At 42.4% G+C, this 23,446-nt stretch carries 19 protein-coding genes and 1 other RNA gene; 14 read left to right on the top strand and 6 right to left on the bottom strand.

Annotated elements, in window-relative coordinates:
- Positions 1–114: 114 nt before the first annotated feature.
- Both C7Y69_RS08095 and C7Y69_RS08100 read left to right on the top strand, forming a co-directional pair.
- A complete protein-coding gene (locus tag C7Y69_RS08095; protein ID WP_126872358.1) occupies positions 115–2,085 on the top strand; it encodes a BCCT family transporter in 1,971 nt (656 codons plus the stop codon).
- Between the two features lie 34 nt (positions 2,086–2,119).
- Positions 2,120–2,599, top strand: a complete 480-nt coding sequence (locus C7Y69_RS08100) for a MarR family winged helix-turn-helix transcriptional regulator (RefSeq protein ID WP_057791558.1) — start codon at positions 2,120–2,122, stop codon at positions 2,597–2,599.
- Positions 2,600–2,753: 154 nt separating this feature from the next.
- On the opposite strand, the gene C7Y69_RS08105 is transcribed toward C7Y69_RS08100, so the two are convergent.
- Both C7Y69_RS08105 and C7Y69_RS08110 read right to left on the bottom strand, forming a co-directional pair.
- The gene (locus C7Y69_RS08105) at positions 2,754–3,113 is read right to left on the bottom strand and encodes an RnfH family protein (protein ID WP_126872359.1); all 360 of its coding nucleotides are present in this window, start codon (positions 3,111–3,113) and stop codon (positions 2,754–2,756) included.
- Entirely contained in the window at positions 3,110–3,541 is a 432-nt protein-coding gene (locus C7Y69_RS08110; RefSeq protein WP_013783879.1) for a type II toxin-antitoxin system RatA family toxin, read from the bottom strand. The genes C7Y69_RS08105 and C7Y69_RS08110 overlap by 4 nt, the downstream gene beginning before the upstream one ends.
- Before the next feature lie 213 nt (positions 3,542–3,754).
- Here C7Y69_RS08110 and smpB point away from each other — a divergent pair, with 213 nt between their 5' ends.
- Positions 3,755–4,234, top strand: coding sequence for an SsrA-binding protein SmpB (gene smpB, locus C7Y69_RS08115; RefSeq protein ID WP_013783878.1), 480 nt, complete (start codon positions 3,755–3,757; stop codon positions 4,232–4,234).
- 51 nt (positions 4,235–4,285) lie between these two features.
- Here the strand turns inward: smpB and C7Y69_RS08120 are convergent, their stop codons facing one another.
- Positions 4,286–5,617 (bottom strand): NADH:flavin oxidoreductase/NADH oxidase family protein, encoded by a 1,332-nt coding sequence (locus C7Y69_RS08120; protein ID WP_244360232.1) that lies wholly within the window; start codon positions 5,615–5,617, stop codon positions 4,286–4,288.
- 130 nt (positions 5,618–5,747) lie between these two features.
- On the opposite strand from C7Y69_RS08120, the gene ssrA reads away from it, so the two are divergent.
- From ssrA to C7Y69_RS21710, 3 genes are all read left to right on the top strand, one after another.
- Positions 5,748–6,105, top strand: a transfer-messenger RNA (tmRNA) gene (gene ssrA / locus C7Y69_RS08125).
- Between the two features lie 167 nt (positions 6,106–6,272).
- A complete protein-coding gene (locus tag C7Y69_RS08130; RefSeq protein ID WP_126872361.1) occupies positions 6,273–7,910 on the top strand; it encodes a replication endonuclease in 1,638 nt (545 codons plus the stop codon).
- A gap of 31 nt (positions 7,911–7,941) precedes the next feature.
- A complete protein-coding gene (locus C7Y69_RS21710) occupies positions 7,942–8,343 on the top strand; it encodes an SEC-C metal-binding domain-containing protein (RefSeq protein ID WP_083820139.1) in 402 nt (133 codons plus the stop codon).
- A 47-nt stretch (positions 8,344–8,390) separates the two neighbouring features.
- Here C7Y69_RS21710 and C7Y69_RS08140 read toward each other — a convergent pair whose 3' ends face one another.
- Complete coding sequence (locus tag C7Y69_RS08140; protein ID WP_126872362.1) at positions 8,391–9,329, bottom strand: hypothetical protein; 939 nt, start codon at positions 9,327–9,329, stop codon at positions 8,391–8,393.
- A 93-nt stretch (positions 9,330–9,422) separates the two neighbouring features.
- Between C7Y69_RS08140 and C7Y69_RS08145 the strand changes: the two genes are divergently transcribed.
- From C7Y69_RS08145 to C7Y69_RS08185, 8 genes are all read left to right on the top strand, one after another.
- Positions 9,423–9,599: a hypothetical protein gene (locus C7Y69_RS08145; RefSeq protein WP_013783873.1), complete on the top strand. Its 177-nt coding sequence runs from the start codon at positions 9,423–9,425 to the stop codon at positions 9,597–9,599.
- A gap of 4 nt (positions 9,600–9,603) precedes the next feature.
- The gene (xerC, locus tag C7Y69_RS08150; protein WP_013783872.1) at positions 9,604–10,668 is read left to right on the top strand and encodes a tyrosine recombinase XerC; all 1,065 of its coding nucleotides are present in this window, start codon (positions 9,604–9,606) and stop codon (positions 10,666–10,668) included.
- A gap of 376 nt (positions 10,669–11,044) precedes the next feature.
- Positions 11,045–11,521 carry a type II toxin-antitoxin system HicB family antitoxin gene (locus C7Y69_RS08160; protein ID WP_013783871.1) on the top strand — a complete coding sequence of 159 codons (477 nt, stop codon included), beginning with the start codon at positions 11,045–11,047 and terminating at the stop codon, positions 11,519–11,521.
- A 3-nt stretch (positions 11,522–11,524) separates the two neighbouring features.
- Positions 11,525–11,986 (top strand): hypothetical protein, encoded by a 462-nt coding sequence (locus C7Y69_RS08165; protein WP_013783870.1) that lies wholly within the window; start codon positions 11,525–11,527, stop codon positions 11,984–11,986.
- 1,098 nt (positions 11,987–13,084) lie between these two features.
- Positions 13,085–15,925, top strand: coding sequence for a TonB-dependent receptor domain-containing protein (locus C7Y69_RS08170; protein WP_126872363.1), 2,841 nt, complete (start codon positions 13,085–13,087; stop codon positions 15,923–15,925).
- A gap of 571 nt (positions 15,926–16,496) precedes the next feature.
- Positions 16,497–17,690, top strand: a complete 1,194-nt coding sequence (locus tag C7Y69_RS08175; RefSeq protein WP_013783867.1) for an MFS transporter — start codon at positions 16,497–16,499, stop codon at positions 17,688–17,690.
- 205 nt (positions 17,691–17,895) lie between these two features.
- A complete protein-coding gene (locus C7Y69_RS08180; RefSeq protein ID WP_013783866.1) occupies positions 17,896–18,150 on the top strand; it encodes a type II toxin-antitoxin system ParD family antitoxin in 255 nt (84 codons plus the stop codon).
- 2 nt (positions 18,151–18,152) lie between these two features.
- Positions 18,153–18,443, top strand: coding sequence for a type II toxin-antitoxin system RelE/ParE family toxin (locus C7Y69_RS08185; RefSeq protein ID WP_013783865.1), 291 nt, complete (start codon positions 18,153–18,155; stop codon positions 18,441–18,443).
- Positions 18,444–18,555: 112 nt separating this feature from the next.
- Here C7Y69_RS08185 and C7Y69_RS08190 read toward each other — a convergent pair whose 3' ends face one another.
- Positions 18,556–20,871: a CehA/McbA family metallohydrolase gene (locus C7Y69_RS08190; RefSeq protein WP_126872364.1), complete on the bottom strand. Its 2,316-nt coding sequence runs from the start codon at positions 20,869–20,871 to the stop codon at positions 18,556–18,558.
- Positions 20,872–21,056: 185 nt separating this feature from the next.
- Positions 21,057–23,414 (bottom strand): TonB-dependent receptor domain-containing protein, encoded by a 2,358-nt coding sequence (locus tag C7Y69_RS08195; RefSeq protein ID WP_126872365.1) that lies wholly within the window; start codon positions 23,412–23,414, stop codon positions 21,057–21,059.
- Positions 23,415–23,446: the final 32 nt, after the last annotated feature.

The following is a 23,446-nucleotide window of genomic DNA, read 5'->3' on the forward strand; positions in this document are numbered from 1 at the left end:
AGTTAAAGAATCAGCTCTAATAATTACAATCAAAGTTTATAAAAGTTGTTCCATGCTGTATATTTCTGCGTATTAACTCTAAGTCGACAGATAAGAGAAAGGACTAGTACTAGCGTGAGCGAAACTGAGAACACATCACCTTTAAATAAACCCGTGTTTTACACGTCTTCTATAATCATAGCTTGCCTGCTCATTTTTGCAGCAGCTTTGCCTGAAACTGCAGATTCACTTTTCAAAACGATTCAAGCAGTCATAGTGACAAACGGCAGTTGGTTCTATGTACTGACTGTTGCCATTGTATTGTTATTTGTGGTTTATCTGGGCATGTCTCGCTATGGCGATATAAAACTAGGCCCCGACCACGCCTTACCAGAATTTAAGTTCACTACTTGGCTATCTATGCTTTTTGCTGCGGGTATGGGTATTGGACTTATGTTTTTTGGCGTCGCCGAGCCCCTAATGCACTTTTTAGCCCCACCGACGGCGCAAGCTGAGAGTATTGATGCTGTGCGCGAAGCAATGAAAACGACCTTTTTCCATTGGGGTGTGCATGCTTGGGCAATTTATGCTGTGGTGGCTTTAATATTGGCCTATTTTGCGTATCGACAGAACTTACCGCTAACCTTACGTTCTGCCCTGTACCCGTTAATTGGTGACAGAATTTACGGATGGCCAGGCCATGTTGTCGATATTTTTGCCGTTACCTCTACCGTGTTTGGTGTTTCAACATCACTAGGGTTAGGCGCATCACAAGTTAATGCAGGCTTTAATTACTTATTCGGCTTACCTTCAAATACCACTGTTCAAATAATAATTATGGCAGCGGTTATCGGCTTAGCCGTCATCTCTGTAGCAACAGGACTAGATAAAGGTATTCGTATTCTGTCTGAAACCAATATGGTTTTAGCCATTTTACTGCTTCTTATTGTTCTAGTATTGGGCCCAACCGTATTTTTACTACAAGCCTATATGCAAAATACGGGGGCGTACTTATCTGATTTAGTTAGAAATACGTTCAACTTATTTGCCTATGATAAAACCGATTGGATTGGTGGCTGGACCATCTTCTACTGGGGCTGGTGGTTAGCCTGGGCACCTTTCGTAGGCTTGTTTATTGCGCGTATATCATACGGCCGTACTATTCGAGAATTTATCTTGGGTGTGTTACTCATCCCATCTGCCTTCACGCTTTTCTGGATGACTGTATTTGGTAATGGTGCTATCGACCAAGTACTAGTGCATGGTAAGGACATATTAGCCACCATGGTCAACGAGGATAGTGCTGTCGCGCTATTTGTATTCTTAGAGCAGTTCCCGTTCTCATCGATATTAAGCTTTATTGCCGTAATAATGGTAATCGTGTTCTTTGTAACATCGTGCGATTCTGGGGCAATGGTAGTAGACATGCTATGTTCGCATGGTCGAAACGACACACCGTTGTGGCAGCGAATTTACTGGGCTGTTGGTGTAGGTGTGATAAGTGCGGTTTTACTTTATGCGGGTGGTTTGGGGGCACTTCAAACCATGACAATTGCCTCGGCGTTGCCCTTTGCAATCGTGTTACTCATAGCGATAGCGGGGCTATTGAAAGCGCTACGGGTTGAAGCCTATAAGCGTGAAAGTTTACAAGTGCTTGCCGGAACGCCGCAGCATAATGACGGTGATAAAAACTGGAAAGACCGATTAGAAAACATAGTGACCTTTCCCGATGAAGCGGCAGTTAGGCGCTATTTACAGAAAATTGTGAAACCCGCAATGACTGAAGTTGGGAAAGAGTTCGAAACACAGCAATTTGAAATCGTGATTGATGAAACCGAAGAGGCGTTAATGTTAACCGTCACTATGGGAAGCGATCCTGATTTTGTATACGCAGTGTACCCTTCGGTTACTCATCAGCCAGAATTTGGCCCGAGTGACATGCCAGAGGTAGACGAAGGCGAAAAGCCCACGTACTATCGCGCAGAAGTTCATTTAAGTGAAGGTGGTCAAAACTACGACATTATGGGATGGTCGAAGATCTCAGTTATTAATGACGTTATTGATCAATTTCAAAAGCATCAACACTTTATCCATTTGCTTAACTAGTTTGGGTGAGGGTTGCAGATTTATTAGGAATAAAATGCGAAAAGAAGAAGAATTGTTAGTTGCTCTACGGCGCGTGATCCGCGCCGTAGACCTACGCAGCAAGCAATTGAGCAAGCATGTTGGGCTAACAGGCCCACAATTATTGGTAATGCAAAATATTCAAGAGAAGCCGGGTATTATGGTGCGAGAAATCGCTGAAAACATAAACCTGAGCCCTGCGACCATTACCAATATTCTTGATCGCCTAGAAGGCAGAGATTTAGCAACCCGTATTCGAAGTACACAGGATAAGCGCAAAGTTGGCGTATTCCTTACTGAGAAAGGAAAGGTAGCAGTTGTGAATGCTCCTCGCCCACTTCAAGAACACTTTGTGGAACGTTTTTCGCAGCTTAAAGAATGGGAGCAAAGCCAAATGGTTGCTACTGTTCAGCGAATTGCGAGCATGATGGATGCAGAAGATATTGACGCATCACCATTTCTTGAGCTTGGTAGTATTTCGGAAAAACCTAACTAAAATCGTTAATAGGTTATTTCGCTTAAGCACATTTGCGATAAACAAAAACAAAACAGCCGGCATATGCCGGCTGTTTTTATTTGTACTCACGGAAACATTTAAAACCTTTAGTGCCCATACCCTCAGTTTCCAACCAAGGGTTGTGACTAACGCTTTAGTCAGTATTTTTATCCGCAGCTTTCAGAGGATTAACCCTGCCGCCAGTCACTTTATCGGCGCGGCCTTCTTCTTTGGCTTTTTCAGCGCGGCGTTTTCTAATTTCTTTCGGGTCGGCAATAAGTGGGCGGTAAATTTCTATTCTGTCGCCATCTTTGACCGTGTCGCGCAATTTAACCACGCGGCTCCAAATGCCTACTTTGGTGCTCGATAAATCGATATCTGGGTATTCATTTAACAGATTTGAAGCTTGAATCACCTCTTCTACGGTTGCCCCCTCTTCTATCGACACATCAACCAAAGACTGCTTAGTAGGAAGTGCATAAGCCACTTCAATATGCATTAAGCCTTCACTCACGCGTAAACACTCCTAGCACGTTCAGTGAACGCAACAACCATATTCGCTGCCAAGTTATTGAAGATTTTGCCAAACGCCATTTCTACTAACTTATTGGTAAATTCAAATTCAAGGTTTAACTCTATTTTACAGGCTTCGTCAGATAACGCTGAAAACGTCCAACCGCCGGTTAAATAGCGAAACGGCCCATCGACAAGCTGCATATCAATACGCTTACCTGGTTCAAGTTCGTTATGGGTAGTGAACCACTGCTTAATGCCTGCTTTTGCCACTAACAATGAGGCTTTCATGTTTTCACCAGATGCTTCTAAAACCTTGCTGTCTCGACAACCTGGTAAGAACTGCGGGTAAGCCGCAACATCATTTACCAAGTCGAACATAGCCTGGGCGCTGTGTGCTACCAATGCACTGCGTTGTATACTCGCCATGTACTTCACTATATAAATACCGAAAGGCGCATTATACCATAGAAAAAATACCACAGAAAAAACCCTTCTCTCGTCTTCGCTTTTCCCGTTTCGCCCCCACATCGTTATGTAAGGTCACAATACCTTTTTGCACTAATTAATATTAGTAAATGAACTAATAAATATTGCTATAGGTATACAGACATTCTTACGACAATCAGTATAATAGCGAGCATGAAAAAGAATAAAGCCAACAAAAACACCACCGGTACCATCGCGCAAAATAAAAAAGCGCGCCACGACTATTTCCTAGAGGACAAATTTGAAGCAGGTATTCAGCTTCAAGGCTGGGAAATAAAAAGTATCCGCTCAGGTAAAGTTAACATTTCCGATTGCTATGTGATTATTCAAAATGCCGAAGCTTATTTGGTAGGTTGTCGCATAAGCCCGTTAAACCAAGCATCTACTCACGTTGTGTGTGAACCCGAACGTGCGCGTAAATTGTTATTGAAAAAGCGCGAACTAGACCGACTAATGGGTGCAAGAGACAGACAAGGTTACTCTATTGTAGCCACGGCCATGTATTGGAAGAAATGCTGGGTTAAGTTAGAAATCAATCTTGCCAAAGGTAAGCATGAGCGAGACAAACGAGACTCATTGAAAGATCAAGACTGGCAACGTCAGAAAGAAAGAATGATGAAACACAGCGTTTAACGCTGTGTTTTTCTTTTAGCTGCCCCTCTATCTATTGGATTAGTTATTGGGCTATTTACTGGACTGGTCTGCACTAACATTACTTGCACTAGCTGAACTAGCGGTAACATTTTTGTCATTACTGCTTTCTTGACTAGTAAGCTGAACACTACCATTTTTAGCATTAACATCACGCTTAGTCATCGACTTGCGATGCATCATATCAAGTACCAAGCTCCACAATGGCGAAGGCGAACGCAGAGTTGTTAAGTTATTACCTAAACGCCTTAACTGACGGCGAACCATAGCCATGTTTGCTAAACTTGCTAATGACTTATCTTTCCACGTACAGTGCGGAATAACACCCGAATAACGCCATTCTTGCTGCCACTTCTTGGCTAAATCAGGCGTAATGGCCAACGCACTGGCTAACCCCACCAAAGAACAACCTTGCTGAATCACTTTTTCAGCAACTTCAGCCCGCTTTATACCGCCCGTTGTCATTAACGGAATATCGGTTTTGGTTTCAAGGGTGTGCGCAAATTCAAGAAAATATGCTTCACGAGCAAGGGTAGTATCGTCTCGAGTTTGCCCTTGCATGGCTGGCGCTTCATAACTACCGCCTGACAATTCCACCACATCAACACCTAGCGCCTCTAAACGGCGTACCACTTCACAGGCATCATCAAAACTAAACCCATTGCGCTGAAAATCAGCAGAATTAAGTTTAACCATAACAATAAAGCCACTTGGGCATACCGCGCGAATTTGGCTAACAATATTAATCAGTAAACGTGCACGATTAATAATAGAACCGCCCCACTCGTCTTGTCGCTGATTGGTTAGTGGCGATAAAAATTGGGTGAGTAGATAACCATGGGCCGCGTGAATTTCAACGCCATCAAAACCCGCTTTTTGCGCTTGCACTGCCGTTTCAACAAAGCGTTTGCACACATCGTGAATGTCTTGGCAAGTCATTTCTTTTGGAACGGCAAACAGTTTTGAGTGTTTACCCATCTTAAGAGGTACAGCCGAGGGCGCAATGGCTTTACCCTGCATGGCTTTAAATACCTGACGACCAGGGTGATTAATTTGCATCACCGCTAACGCGCCATTGGATTTGATAATTTTAGCCCAGCGCTCGAACGGCTCTAAGGGAGAGTTTTTATCTAGTACAACACCACCTGGGCCTGTCATCGACTCGCGATCGACCATCACGTTGCCCGTAATAACCATGCCCAAGTTCCCATGCGCCCAGTACCGATAAAGGGTATACAGCGCACTACCAGGAAGACTGCCCGCACTCGACATGTTCTCTTCCATCGCCGCTTTTACGAGACGATTACGTACCACTACCCCGCAAGGTAAGGTATAAGGGGTATATATTATTGAGTCTGAAGGCATTGGCACATCAATTGTAATTTTAAGCCGGTACACTTTAATGGTTATCGCCGATAAATGCATCTTTTGAAAGCAAAATATAAAGAAATCATTTAACCGCAAGCAAGTTATGTTATACTGCGCTTTCACACTCGGGGCTGATTAGGATTCGACAGGATCTTGGAAGCCGGAGGTGCATGCAGAGGTGCGGCTGGCCTCTTAAAAAAGCCGCATACAAATAGTCGCAAACGACGAAAACTACGCACTAGCCGCTTAATAACCGGTATAGGCCCTTCCACCACAGCTTTGTTTGCTAGCGTGGATTCGGAAGGTCATCCAAGCAAACTAGCGAGGGAAACTCTCCTGAGGTTGAACCGCGAAATAGTATCGGGACAGCTACCAAGAACCCTGTTTGTCGGGGTCTAAAGTAGTTAAAGAAAAGACAAACTAAGCATGTAGTACCAAAGGTAGACATTTTCTGGACGCGGGTTCAAATCCCGCCAGCTCCACCAATTCCAGATGCGGTCTAGAACCTTCTAGACCGCTCTATCCCTCTAATAACGCTGCTTCCAGCGAATCATCACTTTCTACTAATTCGGTCTCTCAGGGTCTAAATAGGGCTCAAAAGTGTCGTGAATCTGTACTCGACTGTCGCGAGACTGTCACCTGCCCTAATGAATTGACAAGTGGTATTGGTACACGTGAATGTCACCTTTTTCGCAAAAAAATATTCGATTTCATATCCCCTCTTGCTTATGACGCTGCGCATAAGTACCTCAAGCTTTCTAAACAACATGACTATGTACAAGCCAACCGCTTCCTTTCCAGCCTAAATAAACACCTTCACTTAGCAGATCTAAACCTAACTTCTGACATCAAAGAACTCAAAGCCTTTGCTAAATCGAAAGCTATGGAATGCTTGCGCGATACCGCCGATTTAAGTGAAGCCCACGCACTCTGTCTATGCAAAGCCAAACTACTTAAATACAACATCAGTCTTCCTGACGACATTTCAGCCACTGAGGGCATTATTCAAGCGCGTTCAGAGAAATTTTGGTTCAACAAGCTGAAACGAATTGCCAGCCAAAAAGTAGAAGAAATACGTCGACAGTTAGATTTAGTGAATCAGAAAAAAAGTGCTTATTGCAGTAGTGACCGATTGCGCCAATTTAAGTGGGAAAAAGAGCAAGCCCTTGAGTTTATGAAATCTAAATGGTTCTGCAGTGCTGATGGTGAGTTTATTTCTATGCTGGATGCTTATCAGGCAAACGTATCTAATCCTGAAGTAAGAAGAGCCGAATTGATGGTTCGAATAAAGGGAACGGAAGAGTATTCTAAACTGCTAAACCATGTGGGGTGCTTTTATACCATCACCACACCATCCAAGTTCCATTCACACTACCAATCGGGTAAGCCGAACCCTAAATATTTAAATTATTCTGTTAAAGATGCTAATGAGTATCTTAATGCCCAATGGCGCAAAGCTAGAGCACAGTTCCATCGCGAAGGAATAGAAGTGTTCGGCTTGCGTGTTGTTGAGCCACACCATGACGGCACACCACATTGGCATTTATTGCTATTCACACCGCCAGAACAGTTGGCACGTGTAACAAGCATTTTAAGGCATTATGCAATGGAAGATGATGCCGACGAATCCGGCGCGGACAAAAATAGATTCAAAGCAGAGCCAATAGATCCTGAAAAGGGTTCAGCGCAAGACTATATCGCTAAATACATTTGTAAAAATATTGATGGTGAATTTCTAGATACCGACAACTACGGCAACGATGCGAAACAGTCTGCATCAAAAATCACTGCTTGGGCATCACTATACAATATAAGGCAGTTTCAATTTTTAGGGCTGCCTTCGGTTACGTTATGGCGACAGTTAAGAAAGTTAGAATTAGAAAGTAGTGACACACCATTAGGAAAGCTTCAAAAAGCGGCAGATGAATCTGATTGGCTTTCTTATTTAATAATGATGGGTGGCGCAAACGTGAAGCGTATAGAACGCCCTTTCTCCCTCGAGTATGAAAATCAAATTAAAACGCAGTATCAACATTGTGAATTAAGCACCCTTTCAAAACACGCTTACAACCAAAAGCCAAAACACATCCGTTTCACTGAAGGCACATACGCTATACCAGATAAAAACTGGCAGCTCTTTTCGTCACCCGCTGAACGAGTTGACAGCCCGCCCTCCCAACGGGAAGGACGGGCTGTCGACGAAGGCTCAGGGGGTAGCCGAAGGCGACTGGGGATTTCCCGTGAGGGGAAAGCCCCAAAAGCCGAAGGCATCTTGGACTTGTGTAAATAACTGTACTGAACAAAACAAACTAGAGACAAATATGAAAATTGGTAGAAATGATAAATGCCCATGTGGGAGCAACAAGAAATACAAGCATTGCTGCGCTAATAAAAATGTTACTCGGGAAAGCAGTACTCCGCTATCTATGTCAGAGCAGCAATTTCTCGGTTATTCACGAGAACGCTTGCCCGAAGAGTCACCATTTGATTTATCTACAGATGGCCTCTGCTGTTTAGTAATGACATTAGATAGCCGAAAAGCAAATACACTGAATGAAATGCATAACACTGACGCCTTTATTAGCGGCATGGTTATCGTTACTTCTGGTGAATGCTCTAATGTGCAAATGGCTGGACCGTTCGGTTCATTAGATGAGGCTTTTGAATATTCACGTATCGAGCATGGCGCTATCAGATTCCACAGCAAACCCGAATTCATATAAACCGCAACGCATTATTCATAATGATCTTTAAAAATACGGTCTTGTTTTTAACGAAGGAATGTTCCCTCCTTCGTTATATGGTCAAAAGAAAACACATGTTCTGACGGTGCCACCCTGCACTTTCCAACGAACCTATTATGAAACTCTCTGCTCTTTTCAATTAGTAGGTCTTCCCCACAAACTGAGCATTTCGCTTCAATCGTAACTGCTTTCATGCATATAGGTGCGTTAGTTTGTCCTGTCGCGTTAATCGTTAGTAGCTTATTTTTTGCTAATTTTTTAGACCAAAATGCAGGATATGTCGTTATCCCTTTATTAAGTAACTCGTGCAGCGTCTTGAAAATGATACCTGCAACTATGCCAAAAATAACCACACATGTATTAGTCGTCTTGCTGCCCCACTCTACCAATCCAATAAGCGTGTAGAGTGTTAGTACAATCGACGTCAGTAAACCTATTGCAACTAATATAAGCTTTCTTGGAGTTAGAATCAGATTGGAAAAAGGTTTAGCCCATGGCAATGCATCATCAATATGTGTGACGACGTACCGCACCTTTAGGGCATTTGAATTTCCTGTACCAGTCGATTTCACAGAACCAGTGCGAATTCTCCACTTCGTAGGAATGCCACCTTTCGAATTCACGCGCTCTAGTCTAAGTGGGCTTAAATTTTTTTCTGTAAGTAATGCGTTCAATGAAGATGTTTGAGCAAAAAGCTTTGAGAGTTTTTCTTCATGCCCTTTCATCCAGCGTCTTGCTTTCTCTGAATCGTCTTGCCCATTCATAGACTTATATATTTCTGCAGCAGTAAAGTAAAAATGGGATTCATCAGCCGCATTTTGTCGAATCAATCGATGAGTTTGTTCTATTAGAAAAGCCCCAATTTCTTCACCAACTATGTTCGGTAGGTGAACACTAAAAAACTGCAACGCTACGTCTAACGACTTCTCTAGATCTTCAACATCCTGTTTTTCAACAACTTCCATATTTTCACTACCCGTATGTAACCCGTATGCCCCCTGTTTTAGCAGACCAATCAAGACCAATCTAGTACTTCGTTTATACGGGAGTACAAATTTATGAGCGGATTAGTAACAACAGACAAACTTTCTGAAATGACAGGATATTCAAAAGAAGCAATTCGAATGAAGGTGAAAAAAGGTGTTTGGATAAAACAGCGGCATTATCTAAAAGCGCCTGATGGCAGATTGATTTTTATCGTTGAAATGATTTACCAATGGATGAAAGGAGAATAACAAAATGAGTGTTAAAGCTGTAAACGGCGGATATGTAATAGACTTCACTCTTAACCATGAAAGATTCAGAGAAACGATACCCGCCCCACATAATAAAACCGCTGCAAAAAGAATTGAGGAACAAGAAGCTATTTACAAGATGGCGATTTCACTAAACGACAAAGCAATTGCGAGTCGCTTTCCCAACAGCAAGATAATGCAAAAAGCTTTTGATAATGGCTGTACTTACACTATTCACGATTATTCAAACATTTGGTTTAAACAAAAGCAGCGAAACTGGTCACATACAACTATTCGGGGCTATACACAAAAATACAATTCATACATTAAGCCTAATTGGGGACACCTGATTTTAAATGAGTTTAAAGCTAGTATGTTTGATGAATGGGCATCTGAATGCTTACTCTCTGGTAAATCAATTAATGAAACTCGCAATGTGCTTAGTCAGATCTTCAAGCGTGCATACTTTGATGGTGTAATCGACTCAAATCCAGTCGAACGCATTGAAAGGTACAAACAAAAAATTAATGAACCAAAGCCCTTCAATAAGTCTGAGATCAAAAAAATACTTAATGCGTTACAGTCCCCCTATAAAGAGTTTTTTCAATTTGCATTTTATACAGGCTTGCGGACTGGTGAATTACTTGGACTTCGTTGGGAAGACGTTGATATAGAAAAACGTTTGGCACACATACGGGTTAATATTACTTCTGGAAAAGAGAAAGTACCTAAAACTGCTGGAAGCATTCGAACTATAGAATTGCACTGCTTGGCATTACAGGCTCTTACATCAATAGAATCATCAAAGTTCTTTAATTCGAAAAGAGTATTTATTGACCCAAAGACTATGAAAGAGTACAAATATGCTGACGGGTTACGTAAATACACTTGGAAACCTGCTCTTAAAAAGCTAAATATTCCTTATCGTTACCCTTACCAATGTAGGCATACTTATGCATCAATGATGCTATCATCTGGCAAAAATCCTATGTGGGTTGCAAAGCAAATGGGTCATGCTGATTGGGGAATGATTCGAAAAGTTTATGGAAGATGGATAAACGAGTCTTAGTTATTTAGTCGTATTTCTTGTACGATTCGGCACAAGAACACAACAAATTCTTTGCAACTATTTTTTAGTTGCACTATTATCACATGGAACCGATGCGAGTACGGAAGTGGGAAGTCAAGACAAATTCAAGATTTACATACAAAGAATACCGGTACCGAGCGACTGCAGATTTTCTAAACTCAGTAGCTTTTTACAAAATCTCGGTTTTACATTACACAATAGAGGGAAAACCAGCGGGAGTAGGATTATTTTCTTCGATGAATCAATGAATAAAATTATCCTTCATAAGCCGCACGGCAGTGATCCCGTTTGTCAAAGTGCACTTAATGATGTTGTACAGAAGTTGAAAGAATATGGATATTTGTAGAGGTGCGATATGAACGTTTTAGATTATAAAGGGTACATAGGCTCAATAGAAACGTGTCTTCATAAGAAAAATCTTTATGGGAAAATATTATATATTAACGATCTAGTTACCTTTTCAGGTGATACAGTATTGGAACTAGAAGCAGAGTTTAAAAGTGCTGTTGATGATTATTTGATAATTTGTGAAGAATTAGGAGCTGAACCAGATAAAACATTTAAAGGTTCACTCAATGTTCGGCTTGGTAATGACTTGCACAGGCAGGTTGCTTATCAATCCGAAAGGATGGGCATTAAAATTAATGACTTTATCAAAAAAGCCTGCGAGGAAAAATTGATAACTAGAGATGTGATCAATTTGAATGTTACGCACATCACAAGGACTTCTACTACTCAAGACGTAGTATTTGGAGAAGAAGCTACCTTTAGTTATGCTAATAAATCAATCTCAGCCAAGAATGTTGATTATGATTCAAAGGACTGCCATTAACTAATGAACATTCAATTAGATTTACTGAGATCAAAGCTCTTACATTCATCATTCGATGATAAAAGATTAGATGTCTCTAACAAAAAAGGCTTAGTTAAAAGTTCTTTAGCAATTAATTTTGAAGAAATCGATACTACTGAAGACTCGGAAAATAATGTGATCGAATTACATTTTGAGTCTAAATCCGAATTAACTGGATTTGTTGGTCATGATTTAGAAGACTCAGAGATTGCGTTCTCCTTAACTCTCGAGGCAGTTTCTTCATTCACTGTTGATATAACTTCTGTTTCAAAGGATGTAGAGAATACTGTTCAATCCTTAGTTGAAACCGACTATGTCAGATATCTAGTTATGGCGGCATGTAAGCAATTTCACATTGAACAGGCGGGACAATTGTTAAGGTCAACTAAGTTTAGTAGTGTACCGGCTCAATATTCTGGTGACATTAGCAGTGACGAGAGTTAGCTAAGCAATTGAAATCATGAAAATAGTTACGGGTTCAAATCCCGCCAGCTCCACCAATTCGTATTAAGCCCCTATTTTAGGGGCTTTTTGCTATCTAGCCCACTATATCCTAAAGCTGTAGCAGAATTCCCCCCACTATTACCTCACTAACAAAATCAGAAAAGATAAAGCGCTTACTGCCCTCGACGAAGATTAAACTATTTATACTCTTTTCAATTTACTAAATTTCATAGCCAAGCTCGTGGCATTAGTGCTATCACTCGGTTAAACGTTCCAAGGTTTTATTAAGTGTTAGTACGAGAATACCGATACCTATTCATGGGATGAGAGCCCAGATGTAGACGTGACGATTGAAATAACCAGGCTCTAAAAACCGGCCAAAATACAATACACTTTAAGCATCATCCCAGTAACCAGAATGAGAAAAATTATGAATGACACATTGGTCGGTATTACTAATTGAGCCTTATTAGTTCTCCTACTAGAGAACGATACGAGAATGATCAATCTGATAATTTTAGCGTAATCTTAACCTTCCTATTTAAACCTTCTTATTTATACCTTCTTATTTAAACCTTCTTATTTAAACCTTCTTATTTAAACCTTCTTTTTTAAACAACTAATAACAACTCAATTAACATTCCTCCCCATGCGATGAGCAGCCCAAGTATTAAGATGAAATGCAGAACTAATCTTAAGCAGGTTAAATATCGCACTAACAATTTAAATATTAGCTTATCCGATTCAGAAGATGGATTTCTGAAGTTTTACACCTGAAATTACTGCATGAAAATTACGCAAAATAAACAAAATTTGACCGCCAGTTTAATTAACACCTAAAGATTTTTCATTTTTCAACCAAAAATCCCGCATATAACAAAAACCTAATGTTTAAATAAAAATCAACAATAAGTTAATACTCCCAAAAGGGTTATTCATTTCTTCGTAAAAAATTGATTTCGTCTGCTCATGCTCATTAGAATGCGCGCCCTCTTAGACACAAGTATAACTTTGAACACAAAATAACCTTTTAAGGCTTGCCTAAAATTTGGCCTTATTTGATAACAAGCACGAAAATTTAATTTACCAGGAACACACATGAAAAATATTGCAACTGCTGTTCGGTTAGCATTGGCTGGAAGCGTCGCGTTGACCTCCGCCAACGTATTGGCGCAAGACTCTGCGACCAGTGGCGCCGATGTCGAAAAAATTCAAGTTACAGGTTCACGTATTTCTCGTCAGGGCGCAATTGCACCTTCGCCGGTTACCGCTATTTCTGGCGAGTCACTGCTTAACTCAGGTGCGATGAACATTGGTGAGGTGCTTAATGAACTGCCCTCTTTAGCTAACACGTTCTCGCTTGGTAACTCAGGACAATTTATTGGTACTGCGGGGCTAAACATTTTAGATCTTCGCGGTATGGGTACAGACCGCACATTAGTGTTGGTCGACGGCAAACGCCACGTATCTTCATCAGCAGGCACAGCCGCAGTTGATACGAACACGATTCCAACTTCATGGATTGAGCGTGTTGAAATTGTAACTGGTGGTGCATCTGCTGTTTACGGTGCCGACGCGGTTACCGGTGTAGTTAACTTCATTCTTAAAAAGAATATTGAAGGGTTCGACATTAGCGCAACCCAAGGTTTTGCGCAGGAAAACGGCTATAAGAACGATAAGTATCAAGCGTCTTACGGTTTCAACTTCGACAACGACCGCGGTAACATCGCTTTTGCAGCTGAATATAGCTCACAAGAATCGTTAGATGCGCTAGACAACCCGTGGACTGCCACGTCTTATCGTAACATGAGTTTTGAAAGCATCATGGGTTACGAGCGCAGTGAAGACCAACTAGATTCAACCGCATACCCTGATGATATCTACACGGCTAACGCCGGTTACTACGTGTTAAATAACGCAGGTGTGTTCGGTGATGGAACCAAAACTTTCAACGCTGACGGTTCACTTAAAGACATTTATATTGGCGAGCAAGTAGACGGCGTTTTCTGCGCTAACTGCGATTTTTTCAACCTTGGCCAGTTCACGCAACTACAGCCTGAGTTTGACCGTACTAACGTAAATGTTAAAGGTAACTACACACTAAACGACGACACCACCGTTTACGCGCAAGCTAAATACGCCCGTACTCGCGCCATTTCTATGGGGCAGCCTGCTTTCTTCTTCTATAGCGATGAAACGACTATCTCTCGAAACAACGCATTCCTAGACGACAGCGTTGCTGAGTACATGGACGCAAACGATCTTGATAGTATCGTGCTAAACCGCATGATGACCGACTTAGGTCGTCGTACAGAGGCGGACGAGCGTGAAACTTATCGCTACGTACTTGGTGTTGAAGGTTACATCAATGATGAGTGGAACTACGAAGCATTCGTAAACTACGGTAAAACTGAGCTAGAGCGTGAGAACCGCAACAACCTGATTCTTCAGAACTTCTATAACGCAATAGACGCTATTGAAGACGACAATGGTAACATTGTTTGTGCATCAGGCAGTGCAGATGGCTGTGTTCCGCTTAACATTATGGGTTACGGTCAGCCTTCACAAGAAGCTATTGATTATGTGAATACCACCTCTGTGGGTAACAGCACAATTGAACAGTACAACGCTGGCGCAACGATTGCGAACTCTGGTATTTATGAGTTACCAGCGGGCTACGTAGGTTTTGCCGCAGGTGTAGAATATCGCAAAGAGAAAAGCGAAATTGAAGAGCCTAATAATGCAGTTGGCACCTTCTTCAATGTTCTTGGCGAAGACAAAGGTGAGTATGACGTATCTGAAGTATTTACAGAACTTACTATACCGCTACTTGAAGGCCTTCCAGGCGTAGATATGCTGACGTTCGACACGGCCGCCCGTATTGCTAACTATTCGTCTATTGGTAATGCGAAGAGCTGGAAGCTTGGTTTAGATTGGCAGGTTTTCGAAGACTTACGAGTGAGAGCGACTAAATCATCAGCGCTTCGCGCACCAAATATTAGTGAACTATACGGCGAAGCTAGCCAAACGTTCTTCAACGTTGACGACCCATGCCGTACAGACAACCTAGATAACCTTGCCAACGCCGACCAGCGTATCGCAAACTGTAACGCATTAGGTGTTCCAGCAGATTTTAACTCTGAGTATGACTCAGCCACGTTGGAAGGTGTAAACGGTGGTAACATTGACCTTCAAGCGGAGCAATCTATCTCTAAAACACTAGGCTTGGTTTACACACCTGGTTGGTTTGAAGGCTTTACTGCTACTGTCGACTATTGGGAAATTGAACTTACCGATGCAATTACCAGCATAGATGGTCAAACTATTCTTGATCGTTGCGTAGACTCTGAAACAGGTATAGATAACCCATATTGCGGCCTTATCGACCGTGATTCAGAAACAGGTGAAATCACGCAAATTCGCAGTTATGCGTTGAACATTGCGGGCCAAGAAGCAAAGGGTGTAGATTTCGAACTAGGCTACGACTTTGATGCGCTAGAAGGTGCCTTTCGTACAAGCCTGATCGCAACCTACCTAAAAGATCGCAAAGAGTTCCCATTCCAAGACAACCCAGACCTATTTTACCAATACGCGGGCACTGCGGGTGAGTCTGATTGGCAAGGTGTATTCACGCTTAATTACAGCCGCGGTGACTGGGAAGCAAGTTGGAAAACTCGCTACATTGAACGTGCAAGCCTTTACGATAATCAAGAGTTAGCTCTCAACCCTAACCCGAGTAATCGTATGGAACTGCCATCATATGCAGTTACTGACGTGACCGCAGGTTACAACTTCGCGAATGGCGTCAGCCTAACCGTGGGTATTGATAACCTGTTTAACCGTGCACTGCCTACGGGTACCACTGGTACTGGTTCAAACGATGCTACATACGACAATATCGGCCGCTTTGGTTATGTAACCGTAGCTTATAAAATGTAATTTGCTTTTTATAAGGTCAAGACAAAAACCGGCGTTTCTTCGCCGGTTTTTTTATAGGTAACTCACGCAGCTTACAATGATTCTGACAAGGTTTATTGGCCTTACGCTGATGCGTCTATATTGTTACTGGTATTTTAATTGCTAAAACAAAACATACGCGGTTATTTCTCTTTCAAATCCGAATGCGCTTTTCCTTACTTTTTAATGATGGAAAAAGTAACTCACTAATTTATGTTTTTCCTACATTGCTATCAAAAATGTTGCGGTGAGTGAATAACTAAAAAAGCTATCTGGGCACTTGACCGATAAAACTAAGCTATCTGTGGCGCTAGCAATAGAAATATGATGCATTCCTAGCATATAATACCTTTCCTAATAAGAATTCATTGCTTAATGCGAATACCGGTTTATCTCTAGGTTTCCTTTGGCTCAAAACATCCCTACTACACCAAGTTGCTGTATCGAACGTTAACGTAAATACGTTAATTGCTTTCTATCGCGCAATTTCTTACAACGTATTTGTGATTGCTGAGGCTTACATTATTCCTCACCATCAAATTTTAAGGTATTTATGTCTGCATCACCTTCAAACCCAAGCGCCGTAGTTTGGCCTATCTTCGTAATGGCGCTGGGCACATTTGTTTTAGGGCTTACAGAGTTTTCATCTATGTCGATGTTACCTCTTATCGCCGAAACTTATGCTGTCACGCCATCAATGGCCGGCAATGTAATAAGCGGCTATGCCATTGGTGTGGTCATTGGCGCGCCGTCGTTTATGTTACTGACTAACAAGACCAACAGACGCACTTCTCTGATCATCTTTGCAGCAATGATGTGTATAGCTAATGGCTTAAGTGCTATCGCCTCTAGCTTGCCAGAGTTGGTGTTTTATCGTGTATTGTCTGGTTTGCCCCACGGCGCTTATTTTGGTACTGCGTTATTGATTGCCGCTAGTATGGCTCCTGCTGGTAAACGCGCCAGCTATATGTCGATGGTGTTTGCTGGTTTAACTATTGCCACTATTGTCGGTGTGCCCATGGCAACCCTGATAGGGCAAAATATGAGTTGGCGAGTGTGTATGGCGCTAGTCGCGGCCCTTGCGCTCATCACCATCGCACTTATTTATATGTTCGTGCCTAGCAGCCCAGTCACCACGCCAACGAACTTACGGGAAGAGTTTGGCGTGCTTAAGAACAAACTCGTATGGTCAATTTCAGGCATCATATTTGTTGGCTTTGGTGGTGTGTTTTGTATTTATACCTACCTTGCCGATACCATATTAAACGTGACTAACTCGCCAGAAGTAACCATTTCGATTGCCATGATGATGTTTGGTATTGGTACCACTATCGGTAATTGGTTTATTAGTAAACTGGCTGACAAATCTCCTCTTCGTACCACAGGTATTGCGTTGCTATGCAGTGTTGGGGTGTCTGTTATATATGTGTTTGCGGCAAGTAATATTTGGTGGCTTTACCTTACGGTATTTCTGCTTGGTGCAAGCGTGGGCTTAGCCGCCGTTATTCAGTCGATGTTGTTAGATGTTTCACCCACGGGGCATGCAATGATAGGTGCGCTTGTGCAGTGCGCATTTAATACGGCAAATGCTATTGGCCCAATGCTGGGCGGCGCACTATTGGCATCGGGCGCTAGTTTCAACGAAACAGGCTATGTATCGGCTATGCTTTTCTTTGGTGGGTTTATCATGTGGGCGCTTAGTTATTTACAACTGCGTAATCGCAATCCTGCCCTTGCTACTAGCTAAGTTATGTAATAGTGGGGTAGTTTAGGCGCATAAAGTGCCTTTTGACTCCCCACACATCTATAATACTCACTTGCTTCACTAAATACGAAAACCCAAACCTAAAAGGTTCGGGGCTTATTGTTTACGTCGCTAAAACCGAGACGCTTTTGCATTATTAAAATTGGTGTATAATTGAACCTATAACGCACCAAACTATAGTTTTTATATGGCTAATCGTCAAAGTATCAGTATTAATGAACCCAATGCAGAGTGGCTCAAGTTTCAAGTTGAAAGCCAAGAGTATGCAAGCCACAGTGAAGTGATTAATGATCTTATACGGCAGCGACGTAAAGAAGAAGAGGCCGATTTAATTCGCACTAGAGCATTACTGATTCAAGCCGAACAAAGAATTGAAAAAGAAGGCTACAGCAAGCTTAGCATTGAAGACATAAAACAAGCTGCTCTTAATAAGAAAGGCTAACCGTGGCTAAGTACAAGCTATCGCCAGATGCTGCGGACGATATTGAACGTCTATTTCTTTTTGGTATTGACCGATTTGGAGTCAATCAGGCTACCAAGTACTTAAGCGGATTAGAAATTCGTCTGGATCAGATAGCACATACACCGGCCACCTACCCGAAAGTCTCTCACATTCGTCCAGGATATCGCAGAAGTGTGTACGGTGTGCACACAATTTATTTTCGTACAATTGAAAGTTGCAACCAAATAGAAATTAGCCGAGTGATTGGTCGCGAGCATTTAGAAGACCTTTAGGGGCAGTCGTTTTTATCAGCTTTTCTATTAATTAACGAATAAGAACTGAAGAAATGAGGTCAGAATACCTTTACTAGCAAAAGCACTCTGACCCCACTTTCAATATCAACTACTAAAACTGGCTCTCATCAACCAACTCAAGCCAAATGGGATTGGTATAGGCTTTACGGCCTTCGTTGTCTTCTACCACTAACGCTACCCAGCCCGAAACTTGTGGAACTTCAAAGCTAACGGAGTCGTGATCCCCAGTAAGCGTTTTATCTTCAAGCACTACGCTGTTCCCGGCACTTTGCGTATCGGTAGCAGTGGCAGCGCTATCACTACCAATCAACTGCACCGACTTAAGCCCATTTACCGCCACCAAATCGAAAGTAATCGTTCGCGCTTGTGCCTTTGCTAGCTTCAACGTATCGCCAAACATTACGTTTTTAGGGTAAATCACAGGGCCAAAAGATACGTATGAATGGCCATCTTTTGCGGCCTGTGCGAAGCCCTTAGCTGTCGGTTTACTGCCGGTATACACAAACAACCGATTTAAACCACTGGTTTGGTTTAACACATCGTGAGTGTCTGATCCCGCGGTAAAATAGTAGGGTAACCCTTCATTCCAAAACTGATGCGCTTTATTAATAGTTGGCTCGTTATTCACCACGGCATTTAACTCAAATAAATCTATGCTAGGGTTAAAGCCGCCCGGCGCTGTGCCTTTATCTAAACTGCTTAAATAGCCATAAGGTATGTAGGGGTGATTTGACGCAATAACGGTAGCGCCCATACGCCGCACATCTTCAATAATGGTATGTATATCATCTACACCTGGATCGACCGTTAATTGCGCGCCACTATCGATAGGAAATGCGTTGAAATGACCCCAAGACGGCGACACTTCAATAGACGGTATAAAGGGCACATCGCGTGCATCGGCTAGAGTTTGAATGGTGTCGTTATTTTTAGTGGAATCATGATCACTTACAAATAACACGTTTAACCCAGCGGCTAGTTGAGAACGCACCAGATTTGTCGGGTTTGTTGACCCTTCTAATACATCGGCATGATGGTGCAGGTCGCCTGCGTACCAACCGTATTTCGTAGGGTACGTTTTTACATCAATAGCACTTGCTAAAGTCGTGGTTTCATTTGCATTAACGCTTGCCGAAATCAAAGTTCTTTTAGCGTTAAAGCCCGCGCCATGTGAAACGCTTAATTCGTATTCCCCTGGTGCCAAACCAAATACGGCGTTGCCAATATTATCAAGGTCGGTGAAGAAGGCTCGTGCCCCTAAATATTCGATGAGTGGTTGATTGCCCTGCTCTATTTTAATTTTTGCATCTATGGGCTGCTGACTTTTTGCGTCGGTAATATTAAGGCTTATTTTACCCGGGGCGCGTAGCGCATCGAATGAGAGTTTCTGAGTCACGTTCTCTTCAACGGTAATCAGTCGCGTTTTACTGTCTGAATGTTGTTTGCCCGTAGCGTAAACTTCATAGTCGCCTACCGGCAGCGTGAAATCCACATTCTTGCCGTTCCCCATGGCCCACATATAAGGCACACCATTTTGTGACACTACAATGGCGGCTTGTTCAACGGCTTGCCCTTCCTGTGTACTTACGTGCGCTGCTATTGTTCCACTTTTAAGCGCCTTTCGCTTTATTTCGGCACTCACAACGGGCGCTAAGTTACCACGGGGCAATACCTGATAATCACCCGAAAAAGTCATACTTTGTGAAGGACTAAGTGTATGTGCCGCGTATAAATCACGCGACTGATTTTTAGTTTCACGCATATAAGGGGCGTGCAATGCAACCGCCCATTCTTCGTCATAACCCACGAAACGGTCTGATAACCATACATTTTCAGATGATTTTTCGGTAGTGTGGCTACGAGGAACAGCAAATTTGTATCCGGAATCTGGCCATAAGGTGTAGCCTGAAAGCGCGTCAATATCGCTATCACCTTTATTGGTCATTGTGGTTTCAACATGAATAAGATCTGAGCCCTCAGAAAGGCTGTACGTTGTGCTTATTTCAGTTTCGCCAAAGTCTCTTTTAATATTCACGACCGCTTCTTGAGCAGTATCTTTAAGAATATCTATTTTAGTGTAGGTATTAGGCCAGCTTGACCAATTATTTGGGATGAAATCGGCAAACGCAACGCGGTCGTTACTAAGCGTGCCATCCTCTTTCACATTGGCAATGTCAACTATACAGCCTCTTGCTACGCCCCACGGCGGCGCTGAATCTACTGCAATAGCGAATGCGAGTTTATCGTTTTGAATGGTTAAATCTTCGTTGGAAATAGCATTCCCATGTGGAATAGCCGTTTTCCCTTTTGTGATACTAACCGAGGCATGACTTGCATGTGATAAAAGACTCCCCGATACCAGTAATGAAATACCCAATAATGCAGGACTTAGCGTCGAAAACTTCATGAAAACACCTTATGTGGTAATACAAGTCGTTTGAGTGAATGGCGCATGAAAAAGACAGCAATAGCGCGTTAGTACGTAAACCATGCGAAAATATTTAAGAATAAAGCCGCAGCCAGTAAGCCTGGTTGCGGCTTTATTATTTTTATTCTAAAGCGCTATTGAATAGCGCTTTTACACCTCTTGAATTACATCGCAACGCGCACGTTGAAAGAAGCGATGCGAGGGGCACCAATCCATCCAGCGTTTGCAGCAATAGAACCAAGGTAATCTTCATCGAACACATTGTTTACAGTAAAGCTTAGCTCTACGCTATCAATGCTACCGCCAATGTCGTAAGCCGTTTTACCTAAATACAGGTCGCTTACAATGTAAGAGTCAGTTTCTTGTGTATTAGCTTGGTCTAAGAAACGCTCACCAACATATTTTGTGCTAAAGCCAGCGTAAAAATCACCTTTGGTGTAATCAAAACTAACCACAGCCATATCTTCTGGCGAACCTATCACGGTATTACCGCTTACGCCTTCGTCAGTATAAGTCGAGTCGTTTTTAGTATATGAAACATAGATGCCTAATGAATCGGTAATGCTGTAATCAATTGATGCTTCAATACCATCAGATTCAATACCACCGTCATTGATGTAGCCGCCTGCAGCAGATTCTAAGAAATCGATACCATTCACGTCTTCGTTACTTACAAAGGTAATGCGGTTTTCAAATTCAATCGTGTAATACGTTAAGCTTGCGTTGAATCCAGGCGTTGAATAACGCAAACCGAAATCGATATTGTCTGCGGTTTCTGGCTCTACCGTACTGATATCAGTGTCGTCACGCTCTAATACCGCATCTTTAACCGCTGCAAAGTTCTCTGCATATCCACCGAAAAGCTCTAAACCGTTAACCGGTAATGGTGCAACGAAACCAGCAGAAATAAGTACATCTGAGTCAGACGATATATCTAAGTTATTTTCAGGGGTAAATTGGTCTTCTTTAGACACATCAACGTTAAACTGCTTTGCCCCTAAACGAATTTTCGCAAACCCTGCATCAAGTTCGTTTTCAACATAGTACATAAGGGTTTCAACAGGAAACTCTCGGTCGTACTGAATCCAATAAGGGGTGTTTTCGTAGCGAGCGCTTGTTGAAGCATCAATGGTTTTGTGCCAATCGCGGTATTCGTCACGCTGATAATCTTCATACCAAAAACCACCACGAACTACGTTGTCCATATCGGCAATGGTTGTGTTCCATACGAAGTCACCGTTAATGCCGTAGCGCTTTTTGTTATAATGTGTATGACGGTTAGAGCTAACTGCAATAGCGCCTTGCTCATAGCAATTTGGATCAACTTCAGCGCCACCACCACCGTAAGGTGAACTGATTGAACTGACACAGTTATCAATAGGTGAAAGGGCTTCACCAGCACTATTAACAAAATAGATTAGGCCTAGGGTGCTGCCGCCGTTTACGGTGCTTGAAGTATTTAATTCAGAGTTTGCATTACCCGCGCCGTCATCAGTTACATCGGCAATATAGTATGGGTTCCACTTACCAGTACCTTCGTTTTCGTGATAATAAACGTTAGTACTAAAATCAACACTTCCCACTGAGAAATCGGCTTTTAGATAGGTGAAGAAGTTCTCACGCTCGGTAACCCACCCTTCGCGAAACACCTGATCTTGATAAGGAATACCAGACCACGTATCAGTTAGTCCATCCCATTCAGGGTTTTGAGCATACTGGGCTAACCCATAAACACGTTGATAGGTGTATTCTTGTGCATCGTCGTAACTCACGTAGCCAGTAAGGTCTACTTCACCAACTGTACTAATGATTTTACCTTCTAAATGGTCACGGGTATTAGTCACTGACCCATCCATGTAATCATCATTTTGCTGAGTAGATAACGAAATCCATGCAAACGTATCTGGAGCAATCTCGCCGGTATCGTAACGAACATACACTTTACTGGCGTTGTATTCTGCAAATGTAGTACTTACTGTTAATTGCTCATCCAGCGCAGGTCTAATGGTAGTAAAATCCATTGTTCCACCAAGAGCTTCATTCGAACGAGAGCTAATGTCAGCGGTACCCTGTGAAACAACAGTGCCACGTAAGTTTTCGGTATCAATATATCGGCTGGCTTTAGTACCACCACCGTAGTTAGAGTTACCGTTGGCAATGCCATCAACGGTCATCCCAATTTGCTGAGAGTCAAGGTTAACCTGAAAACCACGAATTGAAATCGTAGTAGACCATTCATCAGAACCAAACGGGTCGCCTTCAGTTACCAATACACCTGGCAAATTGTCTATAAGTGCCAATGCGCTAGTCATCGGGGTTTGTTGCTTTTTCATTTCTGTTGAAGTTGCACTGTTAGCGTATGAAACATTACGCCCAGTTACTAATATTGATTCAACATCTTTGTCTTCTTCAGCTGCTTGCGTTTCTGCTTCTTGAGCTAGCGCATGCATTGACGTTAATGACGTCGCTGCAAGTACAGATAAAGCGATTAAGCTTCGTTTTTTTGGCACATAAGTGTTCATAAAACTCCCGTTGTGTGTTGTGTTTTATTTTC

Origin of the sequence: Alteromonas sp. KS69, from assembly GCF_003989595.1 — a bacterium.
GTDB classification, from domain to species: Bacteria; Pseudomonadota; Gammaproteobacteria; order Enterobacterales; family Alteromonadaceae; genus Alteromonas; species Alteromonas naphthalenivorans.

What these genes read in the sequence shown, in the direction of transcription:
- C7Y69_RS08180 (WP_013783866.1), top strand. Translation starts at nt 17,896, where the DNA reads ATGGCTAATCGTCAAAGTATCAGTATTAATGAACCCAATGCAGAGTGG.
- C7Y69_RS08190 (WP_126872364.1), bottom strand. Translation starts at nt 20,871, where the DNA reads ATGAAGTTTTCGACGCTAAGTCCTGCATTATTGGGTATTTCATTACTG.
- C7Y69_RS08120 (WP_244360232.1), bottom strand. Translation starts at nt 5,617, where the DNA reads ATGCCTTCAGACTCAATAATATATACCCCTTATACCTTACCTTGCGGG.
- C7Y69_RS08195 (WP_126872365.1), bottom strand. Translation starts at nt 23,414, where the DNA reads ATGAACACTTATGTGCCAAAAAAACGAAGCTTAATCGCTTTATCTGTA.
- C7Y69_RS08100 (WP_057791558.1), top strand. Translation starts at nt 2,120, where the DNA reads ATGCGAAAAGAAGAAGAATTGTTAGTTGCTCTACGGCGCGTGATCCGC.
- smpB (WP_013783878.1), top strand. Translation starts at nt 3,755, where the DNA reads ATGAAAAAGAATAAAGCCAACAAAAACACCACCGGTACCATCGCGCAA.
- C7Y69_RS08160 (WP_013783871.1), top strand. Translation starts at nt 11,045, where the DNA reads ATGAACGTTTTAGATTATAAAGGGTACATAGGCTCAATAGAAACGTGT.
- C7Y69_RS08170 (WP_126872363.1), top strand. Translation starts at nt 13,085, where the DNA reads ATGAAAAATATTGCAACTGCTGTTCGGTTAGCATTGGCTGGAAGCGTC.
- C7Y69_RS08145 (WP_013783873.1), top strand. Translation starts at nt 9,423, where the DNA reads ATGAGCGGATTAGTAACAACAGACAAACTTTCTGAAATGACAGGATAT.
- C7Y69_RS08175 (WP_013783867.1), top strand. Translation starts at nt 16,497, where the DNA reads ATGTCTGCATCACCTTCAAACCCAAGCGCCGTAGTTTGGCCTATCTTC.
- xerC (WP_013783872.1), top strand. Translation starts at nt 9,604, where the DNA reads ATGAGTGTTAAAGCTGTAAACGGCGGATATGTAATAGACTTCACTCTT.
- C7Y69_RS08140 (WP_126872362.1), bottom strand. Translation starts at nt 9,329, where the DNA reads ATGGAAGTTGTTGAAAAACAGGATGTTGAAGATCTAGAGAAGTCGTTA.
- C7Y69_RS08165 (WP_013783870.1), top strand. Translation starts at nt 11,525, where the DNA reads ATGAACATTCAATTAGATTTACTGAGATCAAAGCTCTTACATTCATCA.
- C7Y69_RS08110 (WP_013783879.1), bottom strand. Translation starts at nt 3,541, where the DNA reads ATGGCGAGTATACAACGCAGTGCATTGGTAGCACACAGCGCCCAGGCT.
- C7Y69_RS21710 (WP_083820139.1), top strand. Translation starts at nt 7,942, where the DNA reads ATGAAAATTGGTAGAAATGATAAATGCCCATGTGGGAGCAACAAGAAA.